Origin of the sequence: Labrys sp. WJW (genome assembly GCF_001676615.1) — a bacterium.
GTDB classification, from domain to species: domain Bacteria; phylum Pseudomonadota; class Alphaproteobacteria; order Rhizobiales; family Labraceae; genus Labrys; species Labrys sedimenti.
In genome coordinates, this window is sequence record NZ_LYXZ01000017.1 from 73,747 (window position 1) to 96,813 (window position 23,067).

Below are 23,067 nucleotides of genomic sequence, written 5' to 3' on the forward strand. Positions count from 1 at the left end.
TCCGATCATCCGATAAGAGAGGGGACTGACGTGATGCATGCTACCCCGATTACCGGTGCGCAGATTCGGGCCGGCCGTGCCCTGCTGCGCTGGACTGCCCAGAAGCTGGCGGATGCCTCCAGCCTCGGTGTGGCGACGATCCGGCGAGCCGATGCCTTTGACGACGTTCCGCAGATCACCAGCGCGAACGCCGCGGCCATCCGCCGGGCGCTCGAGACCGGCGGGGTGGAGTTCATCTCGGAACATGGCCGAGGCGTCGGCGTCCGCCTGGCTCGGCATCGCCTGCTGCAAGGGGCGCAATTCGATCATGTCAGCGACGGGAATGAAGGGTGAGGAAGCTCCATCTGATTCTAGACAGGCTCCTCCTGATCGGGCCATGGACACGACCAGAAGGGATCTGCAAGCGGCCAGACTGTTCTGGAGTACCCCGACGAGGTCCCCGCAGGGGCCACGTCGGGGTACTCTGCCTGGCAGCAACTGCTAGCTTAATCACCGCATCGTCCGCCCGGGCCTATGACTATATGGCGCTCGGCGTCGGCACGATGCCATGCAAATATTGGCTTTCCACCACGCGCCTCGAAGGCGAAGGCAATAGCTGGATTCTCGGCTGGTGGACCGGGCTCAACAGCCGCAACGACAATCACTGGGTCGGCAGTCGCACGGATGGCAACGGCATCATCCTGGCGGTGAAGGGCGTCTGTCGGCACCAGCCCGACATGCTGCTAATGAACGCCATAGACAGCGTGTTCAAGAAAATGGCTAGCCCAAACAAATAGGTAGCCCCCGACGAGAATACCAAAAATTTACCACGCGCGCCGGCGCGTGTGTACATTCACGCCTGATCAATCGGTGTGCATTGACACCTTTCGCCCACCTCCATATACCCGATAACGTAACATTCCCCTACGTTACATCGGCTGGGCGGCTATTAATATTCACCAACGGAGACGGATACTATGTTAAGAATTGTAAAGATTGTTGCCGCCCTCGGATTTATTGCGGCAGCATCGGGAGCTGCGCAGGCCATGCCTGCCTCCCCACCGATGACGAAGGGCTCGCTGGTCGTCAACGAAATTGCCTTCCGCTGCGGTCCGGGCATGGAGCGCAACCGCTTCGGGCGCTGCGAAATCCGCCGCGCGGACCGCTTCCAGCGTCCCGGCCCGGCCTATCGCCGCCCGGCCTGCCCTCGCGGCACACATCCCGCCCCGTCCGGCCGGCGCTGCGTTCCCAATCGTTTCTGAAAAAAGGCGCCGGCTATCCGACACCGGCATTGCAAGGGGGCATGGCGAACCATGCCCCTTTTTCATGAACATCTTCCAGAAGAGCCGAGCGGCTTCTCGACCAGAAAACGCACCAACACGAAGCATTCGAGAGAAAGTGCGACGTATGGAAATCGCACTTTGCCCCGGCTTACTCGGCGCCGGTGTGCCAGGGGCCGTGATGGGCGCCGGGCTGGTCGATGCGCTCGAAGCCGTGGGCCCCGAAGATGTCGCGCTGGGCCTGCACCAGGTCCACGGTAGCCCGGCTGGCGCGCAGCTGCTGCAGATAATTGAGAGCCGAGGTCAGCGCGGGAACCGGATGGCCATTGGCGACGGCAAGGCCGAGGATCCTGCGGGCAGCCGGCAGGCTCGCCTTGAGCTCGCCCGCAAAATCCGGATCGAGGATCAGCGATTCCGGTGCCGGCGTCGCCGAGTAGGCGCGCGACATGCTGTCGAGCATGCGCGAACGGATGATGCAGCCGGCGCGCCAGATCTTGGCGATCTCGGCGAGCGGCAGGTTCCAGCCGAACTGCTTGGAACCGGCAGCCAGGACATCGAAGCCCTGGGCATAGGCCAGGATCTTGCCGGTGAGCAGGGTCTTCTCGATCTCGGCAATGACCTCAGGCGTCGCCGTGCCGATGGCCGCCCGCTCGGCATCGCCGAGGGCGCCGTTCACGGCCTGGCGCAGGCTGCGCATGCCGGACAGGCCGCGCGCCTCGACCGCCGCGGCAATGGCGCTCGCCGGCACGCCGAGATCGAGCGCCTCGATGGCCGACCAGCGGCCGGTACCCTTCTGGCCGGCGCTGTCCAGAATGACGTCGACCAGCGGCTTGCCGGTGGCCGGATCGGCGGTGCGCAGGGCCTGCACGGTGATCTCGGTGAGATAGGAGGCGAGCGGGCCCTTGGTCCAGCCCTCGAACACGTCGGCAATGGCCGATGGCGTCATGCCGAGGCCTGATCGCATCAGGCCATAGGCTTCGGCGATCATCTGCATGTCGGCATATTCGATGCCGTTGTGCAGCGTCTTGACGAAATGGCCGGCACCGGCCGGACCCATATAGGCGCAGCAGGATTCGCCCTGATAGCGCGCGGCGATCGCCGTCAGCACGGGCTGGACACGCTCCCAGGCCTTCTGGCTGCCGCCGACCATGATCGATGGGCCGTGGCGGGCGCCTTCTTCGCCGCCGGAGACGCCGACGCCGAGGAACTCGAAGCCTTCCGCCGACAGAGCCTGGTCATGGGCGACGCTGTCGCGGTAATTGGCATTGCCGGCATCGATGATGATGTCGCCCTTGGCCAGATGCGGCTTGAGCTGGGCGATGGTCTCGTCGACGGCGGCGCCCGCCTTCACCATCAGCAGCAGCGCACGCGGCGGCTTGAGGGCCGCGACCAGTTCCTCGATCGAGCGGCAGGCGATCATGTTGCCGGCGAGATCGCCGGCTTCGACCAGGGCCTCGTCGGTACGGGCCGAGGAGCGGTTGTAGACGGCGACCTTGAAACCCTTCTCGGCAATGTTCATGGCGAGGTTGCGCCCCATGACTGCCATGCCGATGACTGCGATATCTGCCTGTGCCACTTTCGGCTTCTCCCTGTTTGCCCGGGAGTCCCGAGCACATCGATCCTTTCCTTGCGCTATGCCGCCTTTGGCTCCGGATGTACAGGCCTCCCGTTCTCAGGAAGCGCCCAATATTTGGGCAATTGCGTCATAAGGCCCTGCCGGGAAACCGGCAGGCCGCCTGCCTGTTCGCGAGGCATTTCGAGCGAATTGACAAGATGCAGCATTTGCCGCCAGTTCCGGCACGTTGCTACCGGAACTCGGGGGTTCTCTGCGTGGATCCGATCGCCATCGCCAAAACCCTCGCACGGGCGCTAGCGGCCCTTGCCGTGATCGCCGTGCTGGCCTGTCTCTCGCTGGGGCTGGCCGACGGCCTGCGCCGGCCCGAGGCCATCAAGGATGCCGTCAGGCAGGCCTTTGCCAGCCAGAGCTTCGGCGATCACGAGGCGTTCGAGCGCATCGGCCGGCATCGGCTCAGCCATTTCAGCGAATGCATCGGCCTCTCGACGGCGATCGCGCCGGTGGCTGATAATCCCGTCACCTTCACGCTGCAGTCTCCGGCCCTGCTGTGGCAGCCGCCGAAATCAATCTGCGACAGCCTGCGTGACCAACTCGCCGGTACCGAGCAGCCACATTATCCCTATTCGCGCTACTGGCACGGCTATCGCCTCATTACCGAACCGTTCCTGTCGTTCTTCTCCTATCGCATCCTGCAGCTCTGGGGCGGCGCCTTCCTCTTCCTGTGCGCCTTTCTGGTGCTGGCACCGTTCTTGCCTCCCGTCCTCCGGGGTACGGCGAGCCCGGCGCGGATCGCCACGCTCGTCGCCGTGACGGCCCTGGGCCTGGTGATGACGGACCTGCCGATATCAGGCCTGACGCCGACCCATACGATTTCCCTCTCGGTCCTCCTGCTGTGCTGGGCGGTGGCCTTGCGCAAGCGGGGGCCGATGGAACTGCTTGGCTTCGCGCCCTGGGCCTTCGCCATGGGCGCGATCTACAATTTCTTCGATTTTCTCTACAATCCCGACCTGCTGGCCTATGTGCTCGGCTGGACCTTCCTGCTGCGCGCCGTGCTGGCGGAGCAGCGCCCGCTCGGGGCCAGCCTGATGCAGGCGATCCTCTTGCAGGCCATTGTCATCGCCGGCTATTTCGCCATGTGGGCGACGAAATGGGGCCTAGTGGTCCTCGCCGGCCGGATCTTCGGGGAACAGACCTCGGTGCCGAGCCAGGATTTCGCCCGCTGGTTCGGCGGCGGCGACGGGGTCTACCGGCCCCTGCGGGCCCTCTACGAAATGCTCCTGGAAAGCGCGGCCATGCCTCTGGGCTGGTGGCCGATCGCGGCCTGCCTCCTGGCATGGCTCGTGCTGTTCTCGCTGGCGCTGCGGCGCGGCCGGGCGGCCGGCGCGCTCGCCGTTCTGGCGCTGACGCTCCTGCCGATGCTGGTGGTCGAGCTCAAGGCCAACCACACTATCCAGCATGCCTCCTTCACCTTCCGCCTCATCCCCTTCGCCCTGGTGCTGAGCATTGCGGGCATGGCGGCGATGCTGGGGCGCAACGGCCCCGTCACCAGATCTGCGCCGGGGCCCGCGGAGTGGGCTCGGTCCTGAAGCCGAAGAGATAGCGCGTCCGGATTTCCAGGGCTTGCGCCAGTTGCTCCATGGTGTCGAGGGCGCGCCGCAACTCCGTGCCGGTGAAATAAGTAAGCAGATGCGCGGCGAGGTCCGGCTCGCCGGCTTCGAGCAGCACCGCGGTGCTACGCGCGATTCGCGCCTGCTCCCCGATGAGCGTCGCCTCGATCGCCTGCCACAGTGCCAGGGCTTCGGGCAGGAAGGTTTCGTGGTGCTGGAAGAGCAGGTTGAGCAGGCGCTTGCCGGCCAGGCCTGCCGAGCGGGTCGATTCGATACCCTGCGGTACAGCCGACAGCGTCTGTGGACGCCCGTTCTCGGCATGGCGGCTATCGAGAAAGCGTGAGGCTTCGCCATCGCTGAGATAGCGGTGTTGCCGATATTCTTCCGGCACGCTCTGGATGCCCAGGAACACGGGCACGAACGGCGCCGCCACCGCGCCGACCTGCGTATGCCATATGAGCCGCAAGGCGTCGGGAACCGCGCCCAGCAGCGGCACCACCTGGCCATAGCCGGCGGTGTCGCCGGTCAGCCTTTCCGTGCGCACGGCCCAGAAGATATCCGCAAGGCCGATCTTCTCCGGCCGAGCCGCCCTCGCCGCCATTTCCGCTTCGATCCATTGCACGCCGGCCCAGCGGCCCTTGCCGTCGCCATAGACGGCATTGGCATCGAAAGGCGTGCCGGGCCGATACCAGCCCTGTTCCTGCGCGAAGGAGACGAAGTGCGCCGGATAGAGGAAATCCGTCCGTGCCGGATCCTCGATCGGTACCAACCCGACATAGCCGGGCCGGGAGGCGCGAATGGCATCCGGTCCCAGCCGCTCCGCCACCCACAGGCCGCGGCCGCCTGAGAACTCGATCACCACCCAGGCTTCCTCGGCATCGGCAATCAGATGCGAATTGCCGCCGTAGTCGGCATAGCCATGCCGGGCAATCAGGTCGGCGATGATCTCGACGCCTTCGCGGGCCGTGCGCGCCCGCTCCAGCACGAGACGGGCAAGGTCGCTGTAATTGGGGCCGGTCTGATCCGGCGGCGTCATCGCCACCAGTTCGGCGCGCGAGGATGACCAGATGTCGCGCACCGCGACGCCATGTTCGTTGAGCCCGCCATTGGTGAGCGGGGCTGGCACGCCCTTGTAGTAGCTGTAGCTGACGCGCAGATGCCGCGCCGTTTCGGAAACCTGCGGAATTGCGCTCATCCGTCCGGGCAGATCGGCCTGCGGCGTCACGCCGACCGGGATGCGCGCATCGGCCTCATGCCGGCAGCGAGGCAAGAGCTCGAGCCAGTGGCTCGAAGGCTCGTCGCCATAGCCGGCGAGATAGGCGATGCCGTCCGTCGTATGGTTCCGCCCGATATAAAGTCCGTAGCTCACCGCACGTCTCCGTTGTGGCACTCAAGGCCCATGCGGGCATCGACAAGGTAGGCCGCTATCCCGCCGCCAGCGGCGCGGCATCGTGCCGCGCAGCCTGTGCGCTTCGTCACGGTCGAATAACGAGACATGCGTTAACGTTTGTGCAACCTAATCATCCCTAGCGTAAGGCTACCGGGCGGCGGGGCGCTGCAGGTGAACTGGAGTTCAACCAGGGAATGACAGATATTTCGCAAAACGCTCAGATTTCCAGCGACTGGTTCAGTTATTTTTTTAATTCGACCATGCTCAGCATGATCGTCCTCGACCTTATTGTAGCTCTCGTAATTCTAATTGCACATCGCTGGTTCGTCTTGAACGAGCGGAAGATTAACGCAACGTCAACCACGACGACAACTTCAGTGGCGCCGGAAAAGATTGAAACGCGCCTGCCTGGCATCGCCATACGTCCAGCGGCACTCGCCTGAACGGAAACAATCGGGCTGCCCTCTCCTTCGGGCCAGCCCTTCCGCCTCGCCGCCATCGCACCTGGAATCACAGACTTTCCTTGATGCGGCCTCATCGCGGCCCCGGACTAGTCGTACCCCCTTCAGCCTAATTCTTTCGGCGCAGGCCAACGCCTAATTGCTGACTTGGCCGCGTGACGCCTCGCTTTATCATGGCGTTACCCGTTTTCTTTTCAACCAATCGATTGCAATGACTACCGAACAAGCCAATCTTCTTCGCGCCTGCTATCTCTCCGGCCAGATGAGCGAAGCCCAGTGGCAGGAGCATGTCCGCAACGGCGACGTGACTGAAGAAGTCCCCTCTCTCGCGGCCGGCGCCAGGAGCCTGCCGGACATGCTGGCAGAACTGGAAGCGATCTACGACCTGCGCCCGCCGGCCAAGAAGCTGGTCCGCCCGGAGATTTGAGGAAGGATCGGCATTCGCCGAGGGTGCTTATGCGGGCCGGATATCCGGCCCGTTTCATTTTGTCCGCCTTTCCCCCGCCGAAGATGTTTTCCACGAGTCCCCTTGCCTGAAGGCCCCCGGAGCGTAGCGCTGCCTTTCCGATTTCGGCGAACCTCATCAAGGTGTGACAGCCCGAAAGCACGGCGCAGACCGCCGAAGCGACAGCGCGAACAACCAACCATTTCGGAAATTGGGATGGTGCTGCAAGAGAGGATTGAACTCTCGACCTCTCCCTTACCAAGGGAGTGCTCTACCACTGAGCTACTGCAGCTTCTGCCGAGGGACTTGCCCGGCGCGGCGCTCTAGTGCCACAAGGGAGGCTCCGGCGCAAGCCGGTTGCTGCATAAAGTCGTCATTTGATGAAAACACCCGTGAAAACCGAAACCGAAAAACGCGCCGAGCGCCTGGCCAAGGCCCTGCGCGCCAATCTCGGCCGGCGCAAGAGCCAGTCGCGCGGGCGTGATGCATTATCGGGCGAAGGCCGGGAAACCGCCGATGCCGATGCGAAAATGCCACAGGACGACAGCGAATAGGCCCCGCCGCGATTCTGCCCCGGCTTCGCCCTTGTCCGGCCTTTGCGCTTCGTTTACTCAAACCGGTTAACCTTATCTCTTACGCTGCTCGACTGCTTGCCTCCCGGCCGCCACTGCGCCGATTACAGGCGAGGCCGAAGCCATTCCGAAGGATCGACCATGGATCGAATCAAGATCACCGGCGGCGCGCCGCTCCACGGCGTCATTCCGATTTCCGGCGCCAAGAACGCTGCCCTACCGCTGATGATCGCGAGCCTGCTCTCCGAAGACGTGCTCACCCTCACCAATGTGCCGCGCCTGGCCGACGTCGCCCTGCTTGCCCGCATCCTCGGCAATCACGGCCTCGACGTCACCATTGCCGGCAAGCGCCCGGGCGAACTGGAGCTGACCGGCCAGACCGTGCGCCTCGATGCGCGCTCCATCGTCGACACCACCGCGCCCTACGAACTGGTCTCGCGCATGCGCGCCAGCTTCTGGGTGCTCGGCCCGCTGCTCGCCCGCATGGGCCATGCCCGCGTCTCCCTGCCCGGCGGTTGCGCCATCGGCACGCGCCCGGTCGACTTCCTCTTGATGGCGATGGAGCGGCTCGGCGCCAAGATCGAGATCGAGAACGGCTATGCCGTCGCCGAGGCGAAGAACGGCCTGAAGGGCGCCGAGATCGATTTCCCGAAGGTCACCGTCGGCGGCACCCATGTCGCGCTGATGGCGGCGACGCTCGCCGAAGGCACCACTGTCATCCACAATGCGGCGCGTGAGCCCGAGATCGTCGATGTCGCCGACTGCCTGATCAAGATGGGCGCCAAGATCAAGGGCGCCGGCACCTCCACCATCGAAATCACCGGCGTCTCCCGCCTGCAGGGCGCGCATCACCGCGTGATCTCCGACCGCATCGAGGCCGGCACCTATGCCATGTGCGTGGCGATGGCCGGCGGCGACGTCATGCTGGAAGGCGCCCAGCCCGAGCTGTTCGAGAACGCACTCGACGTGCTGCGCGAGGCCGGCGCCGAGATCGCCGCCACCAATGAGGGCATCCGCGTGCGCCGCAACGGCCACGGCATCGATCCGGTGGCCGTGACCACCGAGCCCTTCCCGGGCTTCCCGACCGACCTGCAGGCCCAGTTGATGGGCCTGATGACCAAGGCCAAGGGCAAGTCGCGCATCACCGAGACGATCTTCGAGAACCGCTTCATGCATGTACAGGAGCTGGCCCGCCTCGGCGCCCATATCCATCTCGACGGCCAGACGGCGATCGTCGAGGGTGTCTCCACCCTCAAGGGTGCCCCCGTGATGGCGACGGATCTGCGCGCCTCGGTGTCGCTGGTGATCGCCGGCCTCGCCGCTCAGGGCGACACCGTCGTCAATCGCATCTACCACCTCGACCGCGGTTTCGAGAACCTGGAACGCAAGCTCGCCGCCTGCGGCGCCCAGATCGAGCGCATCTCCGGCGAGGGCTGAGACTTTTCCGCCTCGCGGCGGACCAAAGCTTGCAATCTTTTGATGGGGCGCGACCATGCCGGTTCGCGCCCCTTTGGCATCAAGGACAGCCGGGCATGCTGAAGATCTGGGGACGACGCAATTCCTTCAACGTCCAGAAGGTGATGTGGCTGGTCGGCGAACTCGGCATCGCCCATGAGCACATTTCGGCCGGTGGCAGTTTCAGAGGCCTGGATCGGCCCGAATTCCTGGCGCTGAATCCGCATGGCCGGGTGCCGCTGATCGAGGATGCGGGCAATGCAGTGTGGGAATCGCACACGATCCTGCGCTATCTCGCCGCCCGCTTCGGTGCCTCGCATTTCTGGCCCGACGATGCCGGCGAGCGCTCGCAATTCGAGCGCTGGATGGACTGGTCGCAGACGGCCCTGCAACCGGCTTTCCTCTCCGACGTGTTCTGGGGTTTCTACCGCACGCCGGAAGCCCAAAGGGACTGGCCACGCATCCGTCGCGGCATCGAGCGCTGCAGCGCCCATTTCCTGCTGCTCGACCGCTGGCTGGAAGGCCGGCGCCATATGCTGGGCGACGATCTCAGCTTGGCGGACATCGCCGTCGGAACCACGCTCTATCGCTATTTCAATCTCGATATTCCGCGACCGGACATCCCGAACGTGCAGGCCTGGTACGGGCGGCTCAGCGAGCGTGATTCCTATCGGGACCATGTCATGATCCCGTTCGACGATCTCAAAGGCCGCCTCGCTTATTGAAAAGCCGTAATCCCCCCGAGCCTGGCTAGCGCGTTTTGCCAAGGTGCTCGTTCAGATAGGCTCTGAACTCGACCGCAAAGCGCTCCGCCACTTCGAGACGCGCTTGATTCGCCGAGCGGACCATCTGGAAGCCCGCATCGATGTAGAGGCTGAAAGGCCGAAAAACGATGTCCTGCCCAGCGAATTCGCTCGCCGAGGCCGGATCGACGAGCGCGATGCCGGCCCCTTCGACCACCAGGGTCAGGGCCGAGTAGGAGAGCCGGGCTTCGAGCGCGGCGAGCCGCGGCACGCCCGCCAGCGCCTGTTCCACCCGCATGGAAAACAGCGTGCCGGGATCCAGGTTGATGACGCGCTCGCCGGCAAGGTCGCCGGGTTCTATCATCGTCTTGGCGTCCAGCCGGTGGCCCGCCGGGATGGCCACGATCGCAGCCGCCGGATGAGCCTCTATGAGGAAGCCGCCCCGCTCGAGCGGCTCGTCCGCATAGCCGATATCGGCCTGGCCAGCCGCCACCGCTTCGATCACCATGGCGGAAGGGAGCGTATTCAAGGAGGCACTCAGTCCGGGCTTGTCGCGCAGGAAGCGCGCGAGAAAACGCGGCAGCAGGCCATTGCCCAAGGCCGGCATCGCGGCGATCCGCAACGTGCCGGCCGATTGCCGCCCGATTTCCCCGGCGAGCGCGGCGATCCGATCCAGGCCGACAAAGGCTCGCTCCACCTCCCGCATCAGATCGATGGCGGCACGTGTCGGCCGGATCTGGTTGCCTCTGCGCTCGAACAGATCGAGGCCGGTGGCGCGCTCCAGATCGGCGACGAGCCGGCTGACCGCCGGCTGCGTCACCGCCATCAGCTCCGCCGCTAAGGTCATCCGGCCGGTCTGCATGACGGCCCTGAAGGCTTCCACCTGCCTGAGATTGATCGAAGGCTTCATAACATCTGCTTATTCTTGAAGGCTAAATTTGAATTTGTACGAATGCGCGAGCAATGCAAGTCTGGTGTGATCGGGCAAGATGGAGAAAGCGCATGGGCGCGCAGTCCCTTCTGACATCTCTGTATCGTTACAAGGCCTGGGCAGACGGCCTGCTGCTCGATGCTCTGATCGAAGTCGATCGGGCCGGGCCGCCTGCCGATTTCGGTGCGGCGCTCCGCCTTTTCAATCATGCCCATATCGTCGATCGCATCTTCTTGGCCCATCTGCAGGGGCACAGCCATGGCTATGACGACAACGAGCCCATCGACCCGCCGCCCTTGACGGGCCTGGCCACGGATGTTCGGCAGACGGACCAGGCCTATCTCGACTATGTCGCCGGCCTGTCGACGGAAGGATTGCAGGAACCCCTTCGCTTCAGGTTCACGGACGGGCAGCCGGGACGGATGTCGCGCGAGGAAATGCTGGCGCATGTCATCACGCATGGCGGTTATCATCGCGGCGAGATCGGCCGCCTGCTGCCCCAGGTCGCAAAAGCGGCTTCGGTGGATGTCTTCGCCGGCTACCTGCATCGCTCGGAGCCGGACCGCCGGGCATAGCGGGACGCATCGATTGCTGACAGGCCGCGGTCAGCAGACAGATCCTATACTATGTCGAACAACGGTGATCGGAGTTCGACGATGTCCAGCACCGAATATCAGGATGATCCCTGGGGCCGCCATTGGTGCCAAGCCCCGAGACGTAACGGCTTCTTGATCGAGACCGGCAAAGGGCCGAAACCGGGCATGCTTCATCTGTTCCTGCAATGCCTGGAGGCGATCGTGAGGGGGACGCCACGTCGCCTCCCGACCGTCGTAGCCGATCGCCTTAGGCGCCGCTCACGCCTTCTTGCGGTTACGCGGCGCCGGCCGTAATGCATTCCAGGCATGAGCCCTGCCGATCATGCCCAGCACGTGGTCGGCATGCGGCGTCGCTTCGCGTACCAGCACGGCCGGCCAGCCGACATAGTGGGCGCTCTGCCAATAGGTTTCGGGATCGAGTGCCAGCAGCATCTCGATACTGTCCTTGTCGATCTGGAGGCAAAAGGAATCCGCCTCGTGCCCCGGGGTGAGAAAGGCCCGGCCGTTCACCTTGACGGCCGGCTTGCCATAGCTCGTTGACATCTCGGCGCCAGGAAGTGACAAGGCATGAGCGACCGCCTCATTCCAGTCGATCGGCATCATCCGTCCTCCGCCAACTCCCGAACAGCCCTCTTGCCTCACTTCCCGTCGAGGAACCCCAGGAGCGCCGCATTGAACAGGGCCGGATCCTGCAGGAAGGCGAAATGACTGGCATTGGGCAGGATCAAAAGGCCGGCGCCGGGAATGGTGGCGGCGATATGTTCGGTATGCTCGCGCTTGATCGCCTCGTCGCGGTCGCCATCGACCACCAGCACCGGTGTCTTGATCGCCTTGAGCTGCACGTCGGTCCAGCTCGGCTGGGTCGCCCACATCTGGCCGATCTGCCCGACAAAGGCCTTATACTCCTTCGGGGTCGGCGACAGCTTGGCATATTCTCTGCCGGCTCGTTCGATATAGGCGGCGAACGTCGGATTCTTGTCGACGCCGTCCTTGACGCCTGACGTCACGGTGTTGGCCGCAAAGGCGAAGACCTTGTTGACACGGTCGGGATGGCGGATGGCCAGATCGATACCGAGAATGGCACCGTCGCTCCAGCCGACGATATCGGCTTGTCTGATCTTGAGCTTGTCGAGCAGGGCAACGACGTCGTCGGCCATCAAATCATAGCCATAGGGCTTGGCGTCCCGGCTCGAGCGGCCATGGCCGCGGCTGTCGACGAGGATCACCTTGTGGCGCCGAGCCAAGGCCTTGGCCTGCAGGCCCCAATAGTCCGAGTTGCCCAGGCCGCCATGCAGCAGCACGACCGGCGCTCCCTTGCCGAGGGTTGCGTAATAAAGCTTGACGCCGTTGATGTCGGCGTAGCCGCCTTTGGCGACGGGTGCCGGCGTCGGCGGCAGCGTCTCCCAGCGCTCGGCCGCCGACACCGCGCCGAGCGAGGCGAAAACCAGGAAGCAGGCGGAAAAGGCGGCAAGGATGATGCGCATTGGAAGATCCATCGACTCGAAATCCGATCGAGCCGACGATCAATCATTTAGGCGACGACGTCAAAGTCCATTAAAATTGTAAGCTATTACCGCGATGCATACCGATCCTGGCCTGCGCCACCCCCGTTCGCATTCGTCCCGAGCCAGCGATACCAGGCCTCGGCGCTGCCATTGAAGACGTTGAGGTCGATCTTCTCGCCGACGCCCTGCGAAAGGCCCGAGCCGGAATATTGCCAGAACACCCACTTTCTGCCCTCGAAAACCTGGGAAGGATGGCGGGCGACGGAGCGCAGCCAGAAGGGGTAATCGAGAAAAGCACCTTCCAGATTGTCGTGGTAGAAGCCGGGCGCCGTGTAGATGATGGGCCGTTGGCCGTAATGTCTTTCGACAATGGTCAGGAAGGCCTGCATGTTATCGCGGATGTTGCTGGGCGAAGGTCGCCGCTTGCAGGCCGAATCCGCGTTCCATTCGACATCGAGCACCGGCGGCAGCGCTCCGGGGATGCGCGGCACGTTGCGGATGAACCAGCGTGCCTGCTCGGCACCGCTGCGGCACCAATAGAAGAAATGATAGGCGCCGCGACGCAGGCCCGCCTCATGCGCGCCGCGCCAATTGCGCTTGAACATGGGGTCGAGATGGTCGCCACCGTCGGTGGCCTTGATGAAGACGAAATTGGCGCCCTGCTGGCGCAAAGTCTGCCAGTCGATGTCGCCCTGCCAGCGCGAGACGTCGACACCATGGACCGCGAAGGCCCGCGGCGAAGCCCTGCCGAAATTGATCGGCTTGGCATCGCGGAAGCGGCGGCCATAGATGCGTTCGCGCGGACCCGACCTGACCATCGGCGCCGCCATGACCGCTGCTACCGGCTCGGCGGGTAATGCGACAGGCCGCAGCGGCGGCTTGGAGATCGGCGGCGGCACCATGGCCACCGTGTCCGGCGGCACGCCCTCGGGCAGGGGCTGCTGGATCGGCTCCGGTTCCGGCGGTGCCGGAATGGAGGAAGCGACCGAGCCCGTGGTCTCCGGCGGCCGGATGGGCCGGTCAGGATCGCCGCTGATGGCACTGCAGCTCGCGAGGGCGAGGCAGGCGACGAGAATGGCTGGCAGGCCCAGTACGCGCATGGATACTCACGTCAACAAACGCCGGAACGATCGGCCCCAGTCCCCCTGGAAGCCGTAACGAAACGTTTGTGCGTAAATCGCCAACAAAGATTGAATCAAAAGGCGCAGCCGTTGATTTCGGGCCACAAGGCGCGCTATTCCCGGAATATGGTAACTTTTGCGCTAGCAATCATGGTTACCGCCACGGCCTGTTCTCGGCCCCGTCCCGTCTCGGCCCATGCCGCCGCCGCAAGCTCCACCACGCGCCCGCGTGCTTCACGCGGCTCGCATGACGAGAAGCCGAATTTCGGAGACAACGCATTTCACTTGAGGAAGAAACGCTCCGATTTGTCATTGCCGGGCGTGACCCGGCAATCCAGCCCTCGCGGCCGGTTGCGCGTGCGGCTTCTGGATAGCCGGGTCAAGCCCGGCGGCTATGACAAGGTCGTGCGAACTCGAAGACGCCTCGGCAAACTGCAATTGCGTACCGGAGGCCGGCTTATTCCGCAGCGGCCCGCAGCCGGAAGGGCAGGTCAAGCTTGCGCCACACCGCCACCAGCGCCTTCGTCAGCTCGGCGATCAAGGCCTCGTCATGGAAAGGCGTCGGCGTGATGCGCAGGCGCTCGGTGCCGCGCGGCACGGTGGGATAGTTGATCGGCTGGATGTAGATGCCGTGCTCGGCGAGCAGCAGGTCGCTGGCCGCCTTGCAGCGTTCGGCATCGCCCACGATCACCGGCACGATATGGGTTTGCGAGATCGTCACCGGCAGGCCGGCATCCGCCAGCGCCGCCTTGGTGCGGGCCGCATTGGCCTGCTGGGCCGTGCGCTCGCTCGGCGAGGTCTTGAGGTGACGGACCGAAGCCTGCGCCGCTGCCGCCACCGCCGGCGGCAGCGCCGAGGTAAAGATGAAGCCCGGCGCGTGCGAGCGCACGGCGTCGACGATGGGCGTGTCCGCAGCGATATAGCCGCCGAGCGTGCCGAAAGCCTTGGCGAGCGTGCCCTCGATCACGTCGATACGTCCCATCTCGCCGTCACGCTCGGCGATGCCACCGCCGCGCGCGCCATACATGCCGACGGCATGGACTTCGTCGAGATAGGTCATGGCATTGTAGCGCTCGGCCAGATCGCAAATCCGTCCGATCGGTGCGATGTCGCCATCCATGGAATAGACGCTCTCGAAGGCGATCAGCTTGGGACGCTCCTTGCCGGCCTTGCGCAGGAGATCCTCGAGATGTTCGAGATCGTTGTGGCGGAAGATCGCCTTCTCGCGGCCGGACTGGCGCACGCCTTCGATCATCGAATTGTGGTTGAGCTGGTCGGACAGGATCAGGCCGTCGGGCAGCAGCCGGCCGATGGTGGAGATACCGGTCTGGTTGGACACATAGCCGGAGGTGAAGACCAGCGCTGCCGGCTTGCCGTGAAGATCGGCGAGCTCGTTCTCCAGCGTCACCACCTGATGGCTGTTGCCCGAGATGTTGCGGGTGCCACCGGCGCCGACGCCGAGCTGCTGGGCGGCTTCCACCATCGCCGCGATCGAGGCGGGATGCTGGCCCATGCCGAGATAATCGTTCGAGCACCACACCACGATCTCGCGCGGGCCATCGGGCGCATGCCACAGGGCATGGGGAAAACGCCCCGCGATCCGTTCGATGTCGGCGAAGACACGATAGCGCTTCTCGCGCCGGAGAGCGTCGACGGCCGTTTCGAAAATCGCAGTATAGTTCATCATCTCAACCCAAACTCGCCTTCGGCCGGCCTTGGCCGGCGACGGTCAATATCCGGCGTTGCCGGCCCCAAGAGGCCGTCGCTCGCTTCGAATTCTTCCAATCTGGCTCAGTCATAACCCGGATTTCGGGCCGATGCACCATGATGGACAGTAAAGACGGCGATTGGTCGCGGGTCCCTGCGCTTTCGCACGCAACGCAACCTCACGACGCAAAATTAAGACAAAGGTGCCGGGCCGTCTTCCTCCGATTGCTGGAAAGTGCTTCCGGCAGGAGTGAGAACGGGTCGAAGACAAAGAAATATTTTCGGCGCCCGATGGACGATTCACCCCCATCCTTATTAATGAAAGGAAACAAGATTTCCTGATGCACAGCGGTTACTCCCGTGTTCCTCCCCACTATCGAGACCCGTGAAGTTCGCGAAAGGGATGGCGTTGTCGCCAAGCCCGACTTCCCGGCAAAACTCCAAGGGCCGGTGCGGCCATGAGGAACGAGGCTTCGCTGCGCCCCATCCTGATGTCGGGGCTGGGGGTCACCTTCCTGGCCTTTCTCGACACCGGCATGAAGGTGATCTCGACCACCTATCCCCTCATGCAGGCCATCACCATGCGCTACGGCGCCGGCGCCGTGATCGCGCTGGTGATCTACTTTCTCTTCGCCAAGGGCTGGCCAAGTCCCGCCGCCTTCAAGCGCAATGCCCTGCGTGCCGTGGTGGTGCTGGCGACGGCGGCCTGCTTCTTCACGGCGATTTCGCGGTTGCCTCTGGTCGAGGCGATCACCCTCACCTTCCTCGCCCCGCTGCTGATGGCGGTGCTGGGACGCATCATCCTGAAGGAGGCGATCGCCGTGCGGGCTCTGGTCGCCATCCTGGTCGGCTTTGCCGGCGTGCTGGTGATCGCGCGCGGCCAGGAAGCCAGCGGGGCCCACGCCTTCGATGTGATCGGCCTGATGGCGGCGCTCGGCTGCGCCTTCTTCTATGCCCTGTCCATGGTGCTGATGCGCCAGCAGTCGAGCCAGGATTCGACATTGACCATCGTGCTGCTCTCCAACTGCTTCGCCTTCCTGTTCGTGCTGCCGGCCGGCGCGTGGCAATGGCAGCCGGTCAAGCTCGAGCATTGGCTGATCACCGCCACGGTCGGCCTGTTCGGCACTTTCGGGCATCTGTGCCTGGCCTGGGCCTATGCACGCGGCCATGCCGCACGCCTGGGCATCATGGAATACACCGCCTTCGTCTGGGCAATGATCTTCGGCTACTATATCTTCGCCGAAGTGCCGACGAACTGGACGCTCGCAGGTGCTACGCTGATCATGGCAGCCTGTCTCTTCGCCACTTTCAGCGCTCCGCGGGCCCGGCCGGCCTGAGATCGGGCCGGGATTCGCCCCCGGCCCCATTCACCAAATTCACTTTGGTCGAAATTGTTTGCAGGGGCGCTCCTTGACAGTCCGCGGGGGCCTGACTAAATCCGGGTCAGTCGTTAGCACTCACCTCTGCTGAGTGCTAACGGTCTATCATAAAATCCCTTCGATGTGGACCAAGGGGCCAAGCCCCTCGCACAAGAGGAAGACAACCATGAAGTTCCGTCCGCTCCACGACCGCGTGGTCGTACAGCGCGTCGATGCCGAAGAAAAGTCCAAGGGCGGCATCATCATTCCCGACACCGCCAAGGAAAAGCCCCAGGAGGGCAAGGTCGTCGCCGTTGGCCCCGGTGGCCGCGATGACTCCGGCAAGCTCACTCCCCTCGATGTCAAGGCTGGCGATCGCGTCCTGTTCGGCAAGTGGTCCGGCACCGAGATCAAGCTCGATGGTGAGGATTACCTCATCATGAAGGAATCCGACATCATGGGTATCGTTGCCTAAGCGGCAGCTACCACTTTCCCATTCATTCTGAGGACACCCACATGGCTGCCAAGGAAGTCAAATTCTCTACCGACGCGCGCGACAAGATGCTGCGCGGCGTCGACATTCTCGCCAATGCCGTCAAGGTCACGCTCGGCCCGAAGGGCCGCAACGTCGTGATCGAAAAGTCGTTCGGCGCGCCCCGCATCACCAAGGACGGCGTCACCGTCGCCAAGGAAATCGAGCTCGCCGACAAGTTCGAGAACATGGGCGCCCAGATGGTGCGTGAGGTCGCTTCCAAGACCAACGACACCGCTGGCGACGGCACCACCACCGCCACGGTTCTGGCCCAGGCCATCGTCCGCGAAGGCGCCAAGGCAGTGGCCGCCGGCATGAACCCGATGGACCTCAAGCGCGGCATCGATCTCGCTGTCGCCGCTGCCATCAAGGACATCGCCGACCGTTCCAAGAAGGTTGCGAACTCGGCTGAAATCGCCCAGGTCGGCACCATCTCCGCCAATGGCGACGCCTTCATCGGCGGCGAAATCGCCAAGGCCATGCAGAAGGTCGGCAATGAAGGCGTGATCACGGTCGAAGAGGCCAAGAGCCTCGACACCGAAGTCGACATCGTCGAAGGCATGCAGTTCGACCGCGGCTACCTGTCGCCCTACTTCATCACCAACGCCGAGAAGATGATCGCGGACCTCGAGGATCCCTATATCCTCATCCACGAGAAGAAGCTCTCGGGCCTCCAGGCCATGCTGCCGGTGCTCGAAGCCGTCGTGCAGACCGGCAAGCCCCTGCTCATCGTCGCTGAAGACGTCGAAGGCGAAGCTCTCGCCACCCTCGTCGTCAACAAGCTGCGTGGCGGCCTGAAGATCGCTGCCGTCAAGGCTCCGGGCTTCGGCGATCGCCGCAAGGCCATGCTGGAAGACATCGCCATCCTCACGGGCGGCCAGGTGATCTCCGACGACCTCGGCATCAAGCTCGAAACCGTCACGCTCCAGATGCTCGGCCGCGCCAAGAAGGTGACGATCGAGAAGGAGAAGACCACGGTCGTCGACGGCGCCGGCAAGAAGAAAGATATCGAAGGCCGCGTCTCCCAGATCAAGGCTCAGATCGAAGAGACTACTTCGGACTACGACCGCGAGAAGCTCCAGGAGCGTCTGGCCAAGCTCGCCGGCGGCGTTGCCGTCATCCGCGTCGGTGGCTCCACCGAAGTGGAAGTCAAGGAGAAGAAGGATCGCGTTGATGACGCTCTGAACGCCACCCGCGCGGCCGTTCAGGAAGGCATCGTCCCCGGCGGCGGCACGGCTCTGCTCCGCGCCAAGGCTGCGGTCGCCAAGCTCTCCTCCGACAACTCGGACATCCGCGCCGGCATCAAGATCGTCGAGAAGGCTCTCGAAGCCCCGATCCGGCAGATCTGCGAGAACTCGGGCGTCGAAGGCTCGATCGTCGTCGGCAAGATCCTCGAGAACAAGTCGAAGACCTTCGGTTTCGACGCGCAGAACGAGGAATATGTCGACCTGCTCGAGAAGGGCATCGTCGATCCGGCCAAGGTCGTGCGCACCGCGCTGCAGGACGCCGCTTCGGTGGCTTCGCTCCTGATCACCACGGAAGCGATGATCGGCGAAGCGCCGAAGGACAAGGCCGCTGCGGCTCCGGCAATGCCGGGCGGTGGCATGGGCGGCATGGACTTCTAAGAAGTCCAGCCAACCGGCTGATTATGAGAGGGCGGTGCCGCAAGGCGCCGCCTTTTTTCTTTGCCTAAGCAAGCCGATCGAGAGCCGCTCTTGAACCGGCGTGCGGGGAGATTAAGTCTGGGAGATATTCTGTCTTTTTCCTGCCGTCCCTGCACACCTCCAATTCCTTTCCGGACACTGGTTGTCCCTAAAGAATTGACCTCGCCGCTCTCCAATTGCATGAAGGCTCATGGAACATTCCAACGCCAGTTTTCTCCCCAGCCTTCTGCTCTTCCTGGGTGCCGCCGTCATCGCGGTTCCCATCTTCAAGCGCATCGGTTTCGGCGCCATTCTCGGCTATCTGATCGCCGGGCTCGCGATCGGCCCATCGGGCTTCGCGCTGTTCACCGATACCGTCACCATCCAGCATATCGGCGAGATCGGCATCGTCCTCCTGCTCTTCGTGATCGGGCTCGAGCTGCAGCTCTCGCGCCTGCTCGCCATGCGCAAGGACATTTTCGGCCTCGGTGGCCTGCAGCTCGTGGTCTGCGCCCTGGTGATCGGCGGCATCGCCCATGCACTCGGCCTGTCGGTGATGGGGGCAGCACTCACCGGCATTGCCCTCGCCCTCTCCGCCACCGCCATTGCCCTGCAGGTCCTGGGTGAGCGCGGCGAATTGCAGGCGCCCTATGGCCAGCGCAGTTTCGCGGTCCTGCTGTTCCAGGACATGTCGGTGGTGCCGATCCTGGCCTTGATTCCGCTTTTCGCCGTCGAAGCCGCCCATGCGGCCAGTGAGGGCGGCGGCTGGGCCCGCACCGGCATCATGATCGGCTCGATCGCCGTGGTGGTGCTGGCGGGGCGTTATCTGCTCAACCCGCTGTTCCGCATCCTCGCTACCACCGACGCCCGCGAGGTGATGACAGCCGCCGCTCTTCTGCTGGTGCTCGGCACCGCCCTCCTGATGCAATGGGCCGGCATGTCGATGGCCCTCGGCGCCTTCCTCGCCGGCGTGCTGCTGGCCGAATCGAATTTCCGCCACGAACTCGAGGCCGACATCGAGCCCTTCCGCGGGCTGCTGCTCGGCCTGTTCTTCATGAGCGTGGGCATGGATATCAACGGTGCGCTGGTGCTGCAGCACTGGCTGGCCCTGATCATCGCGGCCCTTGGCCTGATCCTGGTCAAATCCGTCTCGGTCGCCGCCGTCTTCCGCCTCACCGGCTCCACCAAGCTCGATGCCATCCGCTCCGGCATCCTGCTTTCGCCGGCCGGCGAATTTGCCTTCGTCCTGATCCCGCTCGGGCTGTCCTATGGCTTCCTCCAGGGTGAGCAGGCCGGCTTCGTCAAGGCGTTGGCGGCCTTCACCATGCTGTTCGGCCCGCTGATCGCGGCCGGCTCCGAGCGCCTGCTCACCCGCTTCGCGCCGGCGGAGCTGACCCGGGAAGAGGATTATTCCGACGCCCATGGCAAGGCCCTGGTCATCGGCTTCGGCCGCTTCGGCCAGGTCGTCTCGCAGGTCCTGCGCACCGCCGACATCGAGACGACCATCATCGACAAGGATGTCGAGATGATCGACGTCGCCGCCCGCTTCGGCGCCAAGGTCTATTTCGGCGATGGCGGCCGGCTGGACGTGCTGCGTGCGGCCGGCGCCGGCGAGGCCCGCGTGATCTGCGTGGCGATCGACGACCGTGCCACGGCGGTGAAGATCGTCGAGATGGTCAAGGCCGAGTTTCCGCTCACCGAGGTCTATTCCCGCGCCTATGACCGCCAGCACGTGCTGGCCCTGCTGAGCGCCGGCGTCGACTTCCACATGCGCGAGACCTATGAGAGCGCCCTCGCCTTCGGGCGATCGACCCTGGAAGCCCTCGGTGTCGACAATCTCGAGGCCGAGGAGATCATCGAGGACGTGCGCGACCGGGATGCAAGGCGCATCGTGGCGCAGCAGCAGGGCGGCATCTATGCCGGCATGGACCTGGTCAATTCCAAGCGCCTGATGAAGCCCGAGCCGCTGGAGCGCCCGGACACCGTCGGTGTCACCCTGAACAAGGAAGCCATCGACGCGGCCGAGGAGGCGAAGGAAGAGGAAGAGACCGGCTGAGGGCCCTGTCCTCAAACCGGCCTCTCCTAGAGCAAAGTGCGGCTTCTCCGAACCGCACTTTGCTCTAGCTCCTTGTTCCGACACGCTTTTGCGATTCTCGGTGATGCCGAGAAATCACAAAACTCTATAGGCGAGCTGCCCAACGCAGTTTCGCCGCGCAAGCCTGTCTCCCTCGATTCTTGTGGCGATCGTCAGGCGGCCAGGCCCATGGCCTTGGCTGCCATATGGGTATCGCAGAATTGCAGGAACTGCTTGATCCTGCCGTCGGCGATCTCCAACAGATCCAGCGTCTCCGTGTCGAAGCGCTGCCCGGTCGGCACGAACAGCATGGTGCCCTTGGCGTGCACGGCAACGCGATCGCCGTCCACCAGGATGGCGTCGATGCGGTAGTCCGTCCAATCCCAGACATCCACCAATTTGCGCATCGCCTGCCGCAAATTATCCTGCCCCCGGACCTCGGTCGTCAGGATACCCAGCACCTCATCGCCCGCGAGCCGAAAGCTCGGATCAGACCCGAAACATTGCATGATGCCGTCCAAATCGCCGGCGCTGCGCCGCTCATAGGCCCGGCGCACCAGCTCTTCCATGCTTGCCCGATCACTCATGACGTTTCCCTCCAGCCGCATCTTGCCTCGATGCAGGAGCCGAACGATGCGGACGCCGCTAGAATACGCCTGCGCCGGCATCGGCCAAAGCGACGCTTTCGGTGGCAGGCGATCGACAGGTTGTCGCCTCATCGGCCCTTGAGCTGTTCAAAATTGTTTGTAGACTAACGATCTCAAACCATCGGGAGGAGCGCATCATGGCGCATGAGGAAGCTAGGGACGGCGGGGCCAATGACAAGCTCGTCATTCGCAATATCGGCCTGCTCTTGAGCGGCGACATCGCCAATCCCATCCTCGATGCCGACACGATCGTGGCGGTCGGCGGCCGCATCACCGCCATCGGCAGGCAAAAGGATCTCGATCTTTCCGGTGCCACCAGCGTGATCGACGCCTCCGGCACAGCCGTCACGCCGGGCCTGATCGACAGCCATGTCCATCCCGTCGCCGGCGACTGGACGCCCCGGCAGAACCAGCTCGGCTGGATCGAATCGAACCTCCATGGCGGCGTCACCACCATGATCTCGGCCGGCGAGGTGCACACGCCCGGCCGGCCGCGCGACGTCACCGGCCTCAAGGCCATGGCGATCTACGCCCAGCGTACCTTCTCCGCCTTCCGGCCCAGCGGCGTGAAGATCCATGCCGGCGCGCCGGTGATCGAACCCGACATGGTGGAGGACGACTTCAGGGAACTCGCCGCCGCCGGCGTCAAGCTGCTCGGCGAGGTCGGCCTCGGCGGCGTCAAGGACGGCTCCACGGCGCGCAAGATGGTGAGCTGGGCCCGCAAATACGGCATCCAGTCGACCATCCATACCGGCGGCCCCTCGATCCCCGGCTCAGGCCTGATCGACAAGGACGTCGTGCTGGAAGCCGATACCGACGTCGTCGGCCATATCAATGGCGGGCATACCGCCCTGCCCCTCGACCAGATCCGCTGCATCTGCGAGGGCTGCGGCCGCGGCCTCGAACTGGTGCACAACGGCAATGAACGGGCCGCGCTTTATACGCTGCGCACCGCGCGCGAGATGAACCAGCTCGAACGCGTCATCCTCGGCACGGACGCTCCGGCCGGATCGGGCGTGCAGCCGCTCGGCATCCTGCGCATGGTCTCGATGCTGTCCTCGCTCGGCGACGTGCCGGCGGAGATCGCCCTGTGCTTTGCCACCGGCAACACCGCCCGCATGCGCTCGCTCGACTGCGGATTGATCGAAGTCGGCCGTGCCGCCGATTTCGTGCTGATGGACAAGGCCCAGCATTCGGCAGGCAAGAACCTGCTCGAGAGCATCGAGTTCGGAGACCTGCCCGGCATCGGCATGACGGTGATCGATGGCGTGGTGCGCACCCAGCGCAGCCGCAACACGCCGCCTGCAACCAAGATGCCGGTGATCGTCGGGCCCTGAGGGTCCGCGTCGCGCGCCGGCGGAAGACCGCGGATCCTGTCACGGCCATGGCGACGCCAGCGACATGGCCCGCCTCAGCGTAACAGCAGCGCTTCCGCGGCAACAAGG

Annotated in this window: 23 protein-coding genes and 1 tRNA gene; 15 read left to right on the forward strand and 9 right to left on the reverse strand. The window is 64.2% G+C overall.

All coding sequences use genetic code 11. The features are described 5' to 3' along the window. Positions 1–33 precede the first annotated feature (33 nt). From BA190_RS11745 to BA190_RS11755, 3 genes are all read left to right on the forward strand, one after another. Positions 34–333, forward strand: coding sequence for a hypothetical protein (locus tag BA190_RS11745; RefSeq protein WP_068286669.1), 300 nt, complete (start codon positions 34–36; stop codon positions 331–333). A 188-nt stretch (positions 334–521) separates the two neighbouring features. Beyond that, a complete protein-coding gene (locus BA190_RS11750; RefSeq protein WP_068286673.1) occupies positions 522–776 on the forward strand; it encodes a hypothetical protein in 255 nt (84 codons plus the stop codon). Positions 777–1,025: 249 nt separating this feature from the next. After that, positions 1,026–1,241, forward strand: a complete 216-nt coding sequence (locus BA190_RS11755; RefSeq protein ID WP_156771488.1) for a hypothetical protein — start codon at positions 1,026–1,028, stop codon at positions 1,239–1,241. 169 nt (positions 1,242–1,410) lie between these two features. On the opposite strand, the gene gndA is transcribed toward BA190_RS11755, so the two are convergent. After that, positions 1,411–2,835: an NADP-dependent phosphogluconate dehydrogenase gene (gndA, locus tag BA190_RS11760; RefSeq protein WP_068286680.1), complete on the reverse strand. Its 1,425-nt coding sequence runs from the start codon at positions 2,833–2,835 to the stop codon at positions 1,411–1,413. A 254-nt stretch (positions 2,836–3,089) separates the two neighbouring features. On the opposite strand from gndA, the gene BA190_RS11765 reads away from it, so the two are divergent. Beyond that, complete coding sequence (locus BA190_RS11765; protein WP_156771489.1) at positions 3,090–4,421, forward strand: hypothetical protein; 1,332 nt, start codon at positions 3,090–3,092, stop codon at positions 4,419–4,421. On the opposite strand, the gene BA190_RS11770 is transcribed toward BA190_RS11765, so the two are convergent. Next, complete coding sequence (locus BA190_RS11770) at positions 4,378–5,811, reverse strand: C69 family dipeptidase (protein ID WP_068286687.1); 1,434 nt, start codon at positions 5,809–5,811, stop codon at positions 4,378–4,380. The genes BA190_RS11765 and BA190_RS11770 overlap by 44 nt on opposite strands. 215 nt (positions 5,812–6,026) lie before the next feature. Here BA190_RS11770 and BA190_RS11775 point away from each other — a divergent pair, with 215 nt between their 5' ends. Continuing rightward, positions 6,027–6,275: a hypothetical protein gene (locus BA190_RS11775; RefSeq protein ID WP_068286690.1), complete on the forward strand. Its 249-nt coding sequence runs from the start codon at positions 6,027–6,029 to the stop codon at positions 6,273–6,275. Positions 6,276–6,504: 229 nt separating this feature from the next. Beyond that, positions 6,505–6,720 (forward strand): hypothetical protein, encoded by a 216-nt coding sequence (locus tag BA190_RS11780; protein WP_068286692.1) that lies wholly within the window; start codon positions 6,505–6,507, stop codon positions 6,718–6,720. A 235-nt stretch (positions 6,721–6,955) separates the two neighbouring features. Here the strand turns inward: BA190_RS11780 and BA190_RS11785 are convergent. Beyond that, positions 6,956–7,030: transfer RNA gene (locus tag BA190_RS11785), tRNA-Thr, on the reverse strand. Positions 7,031–7,130: 100 nt separating this feature from the next. Between BA190_RS11785 and BA190_RS36445 the strand changes: the two genes are divergently transcribed. The 3 genes from BA190_RS36445 (at position 7,131) to BA190_RS11795 (ending at position 9,490) form a co-directional block, all read left to right on the forward strand. After that, the gene (locus BA190_RS36445) at positions 7,131–7,292 is read left to right on the forward strand and encodes a hypothetical protein (RefSeq protein ID WP_162275089.1); all 162 of its coding nucleotides are present in this window, start codon (positions 7,131–7,133) and stop codon (positions 7,290–7,292) included. A gap of 159 nt (positions 7,293–7,451) precedes the next feature. Further along, on the forward strand, positions 7,452–8,747 hold the full coding sequence (murA, locus tag BA190_RS11790; protein ID WP_068286695.1) for a UDP-N-acetylglucosamine 1-carboxyvinyltransferase: 1,296 nt from the start codon (positions 7,452–7,454) through the stop codon (positions 8,745–8,747). Positions 8,748–8,842: 95 nt separating this feature from the next. Next, complete coding sequence (locus BA190_RS11795) at positions 8,843–9,490, forward strand: glutathione S-transferase family protein (protein ID WP_068286697.1); 648 nt, start codon at positions 8,843–8,845, stop codon at positions 9,488–9,490. A gap of 25 nt (positions 9,491–9,515) precedes the next feature. On the opposite strand, the gene BA190_RS11800 is transcribed toward BA190_RS11795, so the two are convergent. Next, positions 9,516–10,418, reverse strand: coding sequence for a LysR substrate-binding domain-containing protein (locus BA190_RS11800; protein ID WP_305773775.1), 903 nt, complete (start codon positions 10,416–10,418; stop codon positions 9,516–9,518). 92 nt (positions 10,419–10,510) lie between these two features. On the opposite strand from BA190_RS11800, the gene BA190_RS11805 reads away from it, so the two are divergent. Beyond that, positions 10,511–11,014 (forward strand): DinB family protein, encoded by a 504-nt coding sequence (locus BA190_RS11805; protein ID WP_068286699.1) that lies wholly within the window; start codon positions 10,511–10,513, stop codon positions 11,012–11,014. 279 nt (positions 11,015–11,293) lie between these two features. On the opposite strand, the gene BA190_RS11810 is transcribed toward BA190_RS11805, so the two are convergent. From BA190_RS11810 to hemA, 4 genes are all read right to left on the reverse strand, one after another. Next, a complete protein-coding gene (locus BA190_RS11810; RefSeq protein WP_202908459.1) occupies positions 11,294–11,638 on the reverse strand; it encodes an MmcQ/YjbR family DNA-binding protein in 345 nt (114 codons plus the stop codon). Positions 11,639–11,673: 35 nt separating this feature from the next. Next, the gene (locus BA190_RS11815; protein ID WP_068286702.1) at positions 11,674–12,519 is read right to left on the reverse strand and encodes an alpha/beta fold hydrolase; all 846 of its coding nucleotides are present in this window, start codon (positions 12,517–12,519) and stop codon (positions 11,674–11,676) included. Positions 12,520–12,605: 86 nt separating this feature from the next. Beyond that, positions 12,606–13,640 carry a GH25 family lysozyme gene (locus BA190_RS11820; protein WP_068286705.1) on the reverse strand — a complete coding sequence of 345 codons (1,035 nt, stop codon included), beginning with the start codon at positions 13,638–13,640 and terminating at the stop codon, positions 12,606–12,608. Positions 13,641–14,118: 478 nt separating this feature from the next. After that, entirely contained in the window at positions 14,119–15,345 is a 1,227-nt protein-coding gene (gene hemA, locus BA190_RS11825) for a 5-aminolevulinate synthase (RefSeq protein WP_068286708.1), read from the reverse strand. A gap of 481 nt (positions 15,346–15,826) precedes the next feature. On the opposite strand from hemA, the gene BA190_RS11830 reads away from it, so the two are divergent. From BA190_RS11830 to BA190_RS11845, 4 genes are all read left to right on the forward strand, one after another. Next, positions 15,827–16,705 carry a DMT family transporter gene (locus tag BA190_RS11830; protein WP_082979671.1) on the forward strand — a complete coding sequence of 293 codons (879 nt, stop codon included), beginning with the start codon at positions 15,827–15,829 and terminating at the stop codon, positions 16,703–16,705. Between the two features lie 208 nt (positions 16,706–16,913). After that, the gene (gene groES, locus BA190_RS11835) at positions 16,914–17,201 is read left to right on the forward strand and encodes a co-chaperone GroES (protein ID WP_068286711.1); all 288 of its coding nucleotides are present in this window, start codon (positions 16,914–16,916) and stop codon (positions 17,199–17,201) included. A gap of 41 nt (positions 17,202–17,242) precedes the next feature. Beyond that, positions 17,243–18,883, forward strand: a complete 1,641-nt coding sequence (groL, locus tag BA190_RS11840) for a chaperonin GroEL (RefSeq protein WP_068286714.1) — start codon at positions 17,243–17,245, stop codon at positions 18,881–18,883. Positions 18,884–19,112: 229 nt separating this feature from the next. Next, positions 19,113–20,957: a monovalent cation:proton antiporter-2 (CPA2) family protein gene (locus BA190_RS11845; RefSeq protein WP_068286717.1), complete on the forward strand. Its 1,845-nt coding sequence runs from the start codon at positions 19,113–19,115 to the stop codon at positions 20,955–20,957. Positions 20,958–21,148: 191 nt separating this feature from the next. Here the strand turns inward: BA190_RS11845 and BA190_RS11850 are convergent, their stop codons facing one another. Then, positions 21,149–21,562 carry a nuclear transport factor 2 family protein gene (locus tag BA190_RS11850; RefSeq protein ID WP_068286845.1) on the reverse strand — a complete coding sequence of 138 codons (414 nt, stop codon included), beginning with the start codon at positions 21,560–21,562 and terminating at the stop codon, positions 21,149–21,151. 197 nt (positions 21,563–21,759) lie between these two features. Here BA190_RS11850 and BA190_RS11855 point away from each other — a divergent pair, with 197 nt between their 5' ends. Continuing rightward, positions 21,760–22,959, forward strand: coding sequence for an amidohydrolase family protein (locus BA190_RS11855; protein WP_068286720.1), 1,200 nt, complete (start codon positions 21,760–21,762; stop codon positions 22,957–22,959). Positions 22,960–23,067: the final 108 nt, after the last annotated feature.

What these genes read in the sequence shown, in the direction of transcription:
- BA190_RS11745 (WP_068286669.1), top strand. Translation starts at nt 34, where the DNA reads ATGCATGCTACCCCGATTACCGGTGCGCAGATTCGGGCCGGCCGTGCC.
- BA190_RS11750 (WP_068286673.1), top strand. Translation starts at nt 522, where the DNA reads ATGGCGCTCGGCGTCGGCACGATGCCATGCAAATATTGGCTTTCCACC.
- BA190_RS11755 (WP_156771488.1), top strand. Translation starts at nt 1,026, where the DNA reads ATGCCTGCCTCCCCACCGATGACGAAGGGCTCGCTGGTCGTCAACGAA.
- BA190_RS11775 (WP_068286690.1), top strand. Translation starts at nt 6,027, where the DNA reads ATGACAGATATTTCGCAAAACGCTCAGATTTCCAGCGACTGGTTCAGT.
- BA190_RS11780 (WP_068286692.1), top strand. Translation starts at nt 6,505, where the DNA reads ATGACTACCGAACAAGCCAATCTTCTTCGCGCCTGCTATCTCTCCGGC.
- murA (WP_068286695.1), top strand. Translation starts at nt 7,452, where the DNA reads ATGGATCGAATCAAGATCACCGGCGGCGCGCCGCTCCACGGCGTCATT.
- BA190_RS11795 (WP_068286697.1), top strand. Translation starts at nt 8,843, where the DNA reads ATGCTGAAGATCTGGGGACGACGCAATTCCTTCAACGTCCAGAAGGTG.
- BA190_RS11800 (WP_305773775.1), bottom strand. Translation starts at nt 10,418, where the DNA reads ATGAAGCCTTCGATCAATCTCAGGCAGGTGGAAGCCTTCAGGGCCGTC.
- BA190_RS11805 (WP_068286699.1), top strand. Translation starts at nt 10,511, where the DNA reads ATGGGCGCGCAGTCCCTTCTGACATCTCTGTATCGTTACAAGGCCTGG.
- BA190_RS11810 (WP_202908459.1), bottom strand. Translation starts at nt 11,638, where the DNA reads ATGATGCCGATCGACTGGAATGAGGCGGTCGCTCATGCCTTGTCACTT.
- BA190_RS11815 (WP_068286702.1), bottom strand. Translation starts at nt 12,519, where the DNA reads ATGCGCATCATCCTTGCCGCCTTTTCCGCCTGCTTCCTGGTTTTCGCC.
- BA190_RS11820 (WP_068286705.1), bottom strand. Translation starts at nt 13,640, where the DNA reads ATGCGCGTACTGGGCCTGCCAGCCATTCTCGTCGCCTGCCTCGCCCTC.
- hemA (WP_068286708.1), bottom strand. Translation starts at nt 15,345, where the DNA reads ATGAACTATACTGCGATTTTCGAAACGGCCGTCGACGCTCTCCGGCGC.
- BA190_RS11830 (WP_082979671.1), top strand. Translation starts at nt 15,827, where the DNA reads ATGAGGAACGAGGCTTCGCTGCGCCCCATCCTGATGTCGGGGCTGGGG.
- groES (WP_068286711.1), top strand. Translation starts at nt 16,914, where the DNA reads ATGAAGTTCCGTCCGCTCCACGACCGCGTGGTCGTACAGCGCGTCGAT.
- groL (WP_068286714.1), top strand. Translation starts at nt 17,243, where the DNA reads ATGGCTGCCAAGGAAGTCAAATTCTCTACCGACGCGCGCGACAAGATG.
- BA190_RS11845 (WP_068286717.1), top strand. Translation starts at nt 19,113, where the DNA reads ATGGAACATTCCAACGCCAGTTTTCTCCCCAGCCTTCTGCTCTTCCTG.
- BA190_RS11850 (WP_068286845.1), bottom strand. Translation starts at nt 21,562, where the DNA reads ATGAGTGATCGGGCAAGCATGGAAGAGCTGGTGCGCCGGGCCTATGAG.
- BA190_RS11855 (WP_068286720.1), top strand. Translation starts at nt 21,760, where the DNA reads ATGGCGCATGAGGAAGCTAGGGACGGCGGGGCCAATGACAAGCTCGTC.